Below are 6,296 nucleotides of genomic sequence, written 5' to 3'. Positions count from 1 at the left end.
CAGTGACATCGAGTTCATCCTTGAAGCGAAGCACCTAAACGTGGCGCTATCGCAAGAAGGTATGGACCACGAGTACGGTCTACAAATCGGTCGTACTATGGATGACAGCATGAATGACGGCATGATGGGCAAATGTCTATCTAACGAAATTCTGATGTACACCTCAGCGGCATCGGATGCGCGCATGGGTGGCGCAACCCTGCCTGCAATGAGTAACTACGGCAGTGGTAACCAAGGTATTGCAGCAACAATTCCAGTTGTGAAAACAGCAGAATTTGTCGGTGCTAACGATGAAACACTCGCGCGTGCACTTATCATGAGTCACCTAGGTGCGGTGTACATTAAATCTCACTACCCACCACTGTCTGCATTCTGTGGTAACACAGCAACTAGTGCAGCAGCAGCAATGGCGATGGTTTACCTACGCGGTGGTAACTTCGAGCAATCTTGTGTTGCAATCAAAAACGTACTGAGCGACACCACAGGTATGGTGTGTGACGGTGCGAAAGCCACTTGTGCGATGAAGGTAGGTAGCTCGTCTCAAGCAGCGGTTAAATCTATGCTTCTAGCGATGAACAATCACGCTGTAAATAAACAAGGTGTGATTGCGAACGATGTAGAGCACACAATTCGCAACATTGGTCGCATGGTTAGTGCGGGCATGCTACAAACAGACAAAGAAATCATTGAAATCATGTCTGTTTAAAGGTCATAATCGCCACTCCACTAGGGGTGGCGATTTATTTCACCAGCGTAAAACGAAAATTTTTTCTTGTTGTCCAAAGAAAAAATTTTCGTTTTCGAATTTAGGATATTGGATATGTTGGTCACGTTATCACTGAGCGATAAGCTAATTTTAAACGCTACGTTCAACATCGTAGATGGTATTGCCGCTATGTATGGCAAGCATACCGAAGTCGTACTGCACAGCCTGGATATTGATAATCCGTCGATCATCAAAATCGCCAACCGTCATGTTACCGATCGGGACATTGGTGCGCCTATCACCAACCTTGCACTTGAAAAACTCAAGTCTGGTGCGGATGTTTCTGAGCCCTACTTCAGCCGTTGTTCGAAAGGTAAGTTGATCCGTTCAGTGACCACCATTATTCGCAACGATATTGGCAAAGCCATTGGTCTGTTATGTATTAACACCGATATGGACGCGCCTATCCACTCGTTCCTTGGGTCGATGTTGCCAAACAACAACACCATCTCTACACCAGCAACCTCGCCTGAAACCTTCGCGAAAAGCCCTGATGAGATGCTAAATGACTCGATTGAGCGGATCAAAAACGCGACGATTGAAAACACGGCCATCCCGACCTCAAAACGGAACCGTGTGATTGTGGAACAGCTGTACGACAACGGTGTCTTTAGCATTAAAGACTCTATCGTGATCACCGCAACCGCGCTCGATGTCTCTCGTGATACGGTCTACCGCTACCTGCGCGAGTTGAAAAACGAAGCCAACAAAGAAGTCGCTTAAAGCCAACTTTGCGTTAACCACTTTCGATAGATACAAAAAACCCAGCTAAAAAGCTGGGTTTTGTTTTTCTAGCAACAACGTAGAAAGTTACGGACGGTACACTTTCACGTTGGCAAAGCCATTTTCTTGCAAGTACAGCGCTTGCAGACGGCTCATCACACCACGATCACAGTACAGCAGGTAAGTTTTGTCTTGTGGCAGATCGCCAAACTTAGTCGCTAACTTGTAGAAAGGTAGGTGCTGAACTTCAACGCCATCGATTTCCAATGGGTTTTCATCTTCTTCGTCAGGGCTACGGATATCCAGTACGATTGCATCGGTGCCAATTTGATCCACCAGCTCAATTTCTGGTGCTTGCTCTTGGCTTTCTTTTTCGATGTCACGAATATCCATTACACGCGCCTCCGTTACCACACGATCAAGGATCGTGAAGTCAAACTTCGCTTCTTCCGCTTCAAGGCGATCTTTACGCGCTTTCACGGTTGGATTTTTCGAGATCACACCACAGAATTCCGGCATGGTCTTAGCAAATTCTTCGGTACCAATTTCACGAGCCAAGTCGATGATGTCTTCTTTGTCCCAGTTGATCAGCGGACGAAGGATCAAACTATCTGTCACGTTATCGATCATACGCAGGTTAGTCAGAGTCTGGCTTGACACCTGACCCAGAGCTTCACCTGTTACCAGCGCTTGAATGCCAAAACGCTCAGCAACCTGACCAGCAGCACGCATAAACATACGCTTCAGCACAACGCCCATTTGGCCGTTATCAACTTTCTCTAAGATCTCAGCGACTACAGGTTCAAAATCAACCGTGATAAATTTCACTTTTGCCGATGAACCGTATTTCTTCCATAGGAAGTGAGACACTTGCTTCACACCAATTTCGTGTGCAGGGCCACCTAGGTTGAAGAAACAGTAATGCACTTTACTACCACGCTTAATGTGGAGGTAGCTAGAGACACCCGAGTCAAAACCACCCGAGATCAAGCTCAGCACGTCTTCTTGAGTCCCCATAGGGAAACCACCCAAGCCTTTGTGACGAGCCAGCACTTGATTCAGTGTGCTGTTTTCGATTTCGATATTTACGGTAACGTCAGGTTTTTTCAACTTCACCTTCGCGCTTTCTACCGCTTGGTTCAAGCCGCCACCAACGTAACGCTCAAGCTCGATTGAGGTAAAATCGTGTTTACCGACACGCTTAGCACGCACGCAGAAAGTTTTACCTTCGATATCTTCACGAACACGCTCTAGCGTTTGCTCGTAAATATCGTGCATGTCAACGAAAGCCGTTTGCTTCACTTCAAGTACGTGGTGAATACCCGACGTTTGCGTTAAAACAGTTAGTACCTGCTCACGAATCGTTTCATCTTTGGCGGTCACTTCGATGTAAGAACGACGGTTTTGTACCGTTACATCATCAGCCACACGCTGAAGAATAATACGAATATTGCTTTCTAAGATTTTGGTAAAGCGCTTACGAACAGACTCACTCTTTACAAAAATCTCTGGATGGGGTTTTACGATAAATTTCATAACACGCTTCGCTACACAGGGCCAAACTAAAGGCGCGAATTATACAGCAAGCTTGCGACCGCTGAAACCGCCGACACGATATTAAGCATTTGATATTTTGGCCTACCACCCGAGGCTCCGCTATTGGGAATCATGGGATAGGTAGTATTACCTTAGTAAGGAATAGAAAGGGCTTCAACCTCATGCCAAGCATGAGGTTGAAGTTAAGATGACGACTAAGGCTGGTTAGCGCTCGAGACTTCTTCCGAGAAGTGAGGCTTACCTTGCATGATGGAAATTTCCACGCGACGGTTTTGTTTACGCTCTTCTTCGGTTTTATTACCGTTGAGTGGCGCAGTATCAGCTAAACCCACAACGCGCAAACGCTTGTGATCAAAACCTTCTACTTTTTCCATCTCTTGGGCTACTGAAACCGCACGCTGCGCTGATAAATCCCAGTTCGAACGATACAATTCAGAATCCAGCTTTTGGTTATCGGTATGCCCTGTCACGCGAATGACACCAGGAATATCTCGAACCAAATCGGCGATTTGTCGCACCAGCGGACGGAACTTAGGTTGCAAGAACGCCGAACCTGCGGGGAATGCCCCTTTTTCTTTAATCCGGATCACCACCTGCTGACCAAAGTTTTCCACTTCAACCGCCCCTTCTTCGATCTCGCGATCCAAGGCTTGCTTAAGCATTTCTAACAGCTGAGCTTGTGATGGGCTCTCTTGCGAGTCACTGTTTTGGTTATCTTGGGTTGCTTCCTCTGCGGTTTGCCCGCCAGTGAGTTGTCCGGCATTACGCTGAGTCCCCCCAGCACGATCTGACTCACCTTCATGGAAATCCAGCGAGCGCTGCGTCATATCAATCGTTTGTTGCATGATCACTTCAATCGGGGTCGGTTCAGGACGACCCGGACGAAATTCTTGAGCAATCACGCTAGTACCTTTAGGAATATCTTTCACTTCCAGCATGTTCTGCACACCGAAAGCAAATTTCATCGAACCGGCAATCTGCTTAAATTTCAATACGTCCATTTCCGAGAACGACAGCAGCAGTACGAAGAAACACATCAACAGCGACATCAGATCGGCGAACGTACCCATCCATGCTGGTAACCCCGGGGGGGGACATTTACATTCTTCTTCCATTTCGCGCCTCGTTAACCTTCAGGGTCGAATGAGCGTTTCTTCTCATTGAGGTAGTTCTTGAGGTAACCGTCGATAACACGTGGGTTCTGACCATCTTGGATGGCAAGCACACCATCAAGGATCAACATACGGTTCAGTTTTTCCTGATCTTTACGCAGCGTCAGTTTGGCGGCAATCGGCAAGGTAACCATGTTGGCAAATACCGCACCGTACAATGTCGTTAGAAGGGCAACCGCCATCGCAGGACCGATGGATTTTGGATCATCCATGTTTGACAGCATGGCAACCAGACCGATAAGGGTACCGATCATCCCCATCGCTGGGGCTACATCACCGAGCGCTTTAAAAATACCTACGCCCTGTTCGTGACGATCATTCGTAAGCGAGATGTCTTTTTGCAATGCGGCGCGAACCACATCTGCGTCGTGACCATCCACCAGCAAATCGACCCCTTTACGTAAAAAAGAGTTATCGACCTGCATTTCTTCCAATGCAAGAAAGCCACCTTTACGCGCCGCGTCAGCCATCTCTACGATTTTAGCGATCAAATCTTCAGGATCATCCGTCTTAAACATGAAAGCTTTGCCCGCGATTTTGGTCGCTCCGAAGAACTGACCAATGCTGTACTGCATCAGTACCACGAACAAGGAACCACAGAATACAATCAAGATTGACTGCGTATCTATGAACATACCTATGCTGCCACCAAGTACCATTGCCATGATCACAAAGGCAAAAGACCCGATTAAGCCTATAAGGGTTGCCAAATCCACCTGAAACTCTCCAAACTACGACGCATTGCTATAAAACGGATGAAACCCGTATTCTATCGAACTCCTTCTTTATCGGCACCCTCGAAAATTGATTTAGCTAAGATTGGCAATAAAGGTAAAATTACTGTTCTGAGACACACATTGATGTGCGATAATTTGACCCTATCTAGTCACTACGTTATTTTTCCTGCACTTTCAAAACAGTGAAACTCTTATGGCAGCTAAAAAACCCGAAAATATGGCGTTTGAAGACGCACTCGATGAACTTGATGCGATTGTAGCTGAGCTCGAAGCTGGCGACATTTCACTCGAAAATGCGCTGAAAAAGTTTGAACGCGGTATCGCGTTAGCGCGTAGCAGCCAACAAAAGCTGACTCAAGCCGAGCAACGCGTTGAAATTTTGCTTCAGGCTGACGACGAAGCGCCTCTGACCGAATTTGAAAACCATAATGAATAACACTTTTTCTCTGTCACAATCTTTGACGTTTTATCAAGAGCGAAGTAATCAGCAACTGGCCCAATGGCTAGCGGCTCAACCCTATTCTGACCATTCGCTACTCAAAGCGATGCAACACGGAACGTTACTCGGAGGAAAGCGTGCTCGCCCTTTCCTTGCCTATGTGACAGGGGAAATGCTTGGCACTGCCATTGAAGATTTAGATACTGCCGCGGCAGCTGTAGAATGTATTCACGCTTATTCGCTGATCCATGACGATCTTCCAGCAATGGACGACGATGAGCTACGCCGTGGACAACCGACTTGCCATATTGCCTTTGACGAGGCTACCGCGATCCTTGCTGGCGATGCGCTGCAAACACTCGCTTTTGAGATCTTAGCAAGCGGTCAATTGAATCCAAACGCCGAACCACAGCGTATTGCTATGGTGAAAGAGCTAGCGCAAGCATCAGGTGCCGCAGGCATGTGCTTGGGGCAAGCGATGGACTTAGCCGCTGAAGGCAAACACGTTGACTTGCAACAGCTTGAAACGATCCACAAGAACAAAACCGGTGCCTTAATCCGTTGCGCTGTTCGCTTAGGTGCGTTAGCAGCAGGAGAAAAAGGATTAGCGGTCATGCCGCAGCTGAATCGCTACGCCGATGCCGTCGGCTTAGCATTCCAAGTACAAGACGATATCTTGGATGTGATCAGTGATACCGAAACGTTAGGAAAACCACAAGGTTCTGACTTAGAACTGGAAAAAAGCACTTATCCTGCTTTACTTGGTTTAGCTGGGGCACAGGAAAAAGCCCAGCAGTTGTATCAAGAAGCACTACACGCGCTTGATGCAATTCCCTACAATACCGAAAAATTAGAAGTTTTTGCCCGATATGTCATCGAGCGCAATAACTAAAATCAGTAAA

The 6,296-nt window shown here is 47.1% G+C and carries 7 protein-coding genes; 4 read left to right on the top strand and 3 right to left on the bottom strand.

Annotation, left to right across the window (positions count from 1 at the left end):
- The coding region (locus A3K86_RS12205; protein WP_198160423.1) for an L-serine ammonia-lyase, iron-sulfur-dependent, subunit alpha at positions 1 to 706 on the top strand (706 nt) is incomplete at its 5' end.
- Between the two features lie 114 nt (positions 707 to 820).
- Entirely contained in the window at positions 821 to 1,489 is a 669-nt protein-coding gene (locus A3K86_RS12200; RefSeq protein ID WP_068331305.1) for a helix-turn-helix transcriptional regulator, read from the top strand.
- Positions 1,490 to 1,576: 87 nt separating this feature from the next.
- On the opposite strand, the gene thiI is transcribed toward A3K86_RS12200, so the two are convergent.
- The 3 genes from thiI to pomA form a co-directional block, all read right to left on the bottom strand.
- The gene (thiI, locus tag A3K86_RS12195) at positions 1,577 to 3,025 is read right to left on the bottom strand and encodes a tRNA uracil 4-sulfurtransferase ThiI (RefSeq protein WP_068331303.1); all 1,449 of its coding nucleotides are present in this window, start codon (positions 3,023 to 3,025) and stop codon (positions 1,577 to 1,579) included.
- A gap of 215 nt (positions 3,026 to 3,240) precedes the next feature.
- Complete coding sequence (locus A3K86_RS12190; protein WP_068331301.1) at positions 3,241 to 4,161, bottom strand: flagellar motor protein MotB; 921 nt, start codon at positions 4,159 to 4,161, stop codon at positions 3,241 to 3,243.
- Between the two features lie 11 nt (positions 4,162 to 4,172).
- On the bottom strand, positions 4,173 to 4,934 hold the full coding sequence (gene pomA / locus A3K86_RS12185) for a flagellar motor protein PomA (RefSeq protein WP_068331300.1): 762 nt from the start codon (positions 4,932 to 4,934) through the stop codon (positions 4,173 to 4,175).
- A gap of 214 nt (positions 4,935 to 5,148) precedes the next feature.
- Here pomA and xseB point away from each other — a divergent pair, with 214 nt between their 5' ends.
- Positions 5,149 to 5,391 (top strand): exodeoxyribonuclease VII small subunit, encoded by a 243-nt coding sequence (gene xseB / locus A3K86_RS12180; RefSeq protein WP_068331298.1) that lies wholly within the window; start codon positions 5,149 to 5,151, stop codon positions 5,389 to 5,391.
- On the top strand, positions 5,384 to 6,286 hold the full coding sequence (ispA, locus tag A3K86_RS12175) for a (2E,6E)-farnesyl diphosphate synthase (RefSeq protein WP_068331296.1): 903 nt from the start codon (positions 5,384 to 5,386) through the stop codon (positions 6,284 to 6,286). Before xseB ends, ispA begins: the two co-directional genes overlap by 8 nt.
- Positions 6,287 to 6,296: the final 10 nt, after the last annotated feature.

Origin of the sequence: Photobacterium jeanii (genome assembly GCF_001650345.1) — a bacterium.
GTDB lineage: Bacteria > Pseudomonadota > Gammaproteobacteria > Enterobacterales > Vibrionaceae > Photobacterium > Photobacterium jeanii.
This window is presented reverse-complemented; position numbering and strand designations above follow the sequence as displayed.

Coding starts and splice junctions, on each gene's coding strand:
- A3K86_RS12200 (WP_068331305.1), top strand. CDS start 821: ATGTTGGTCACGTTATCACTGAGCGATAAGCTAATTTTAAACGCTACG.
- thiI (WP_068331303.1), bottom strand. CDS start 3,025: ATGAAATTTATCGTAAAACCCCATCCAGAGATTTTTGTAAAGAGTGAG.
- A3K86_RS12190 (WP_068331301.1), bottom strand. CDS start 4,161: ATGGAAGAAGAATGTAAATGTCCCCCCCCGGGGTTACCAGCATGGATG.
- xseB (WP_068331298.1), top strand. CDS start 5,149: ATGGCAGCTAAAAAACCCGAAAATATGGCGTTTGAAGACGCACTCGAT.
- ispA (WP_068331296.1), top strand. CDS start 5,384: ATGAATAACACTTTTTCTCTGTCACAATCTTTGACGTTTTATCAAGAG.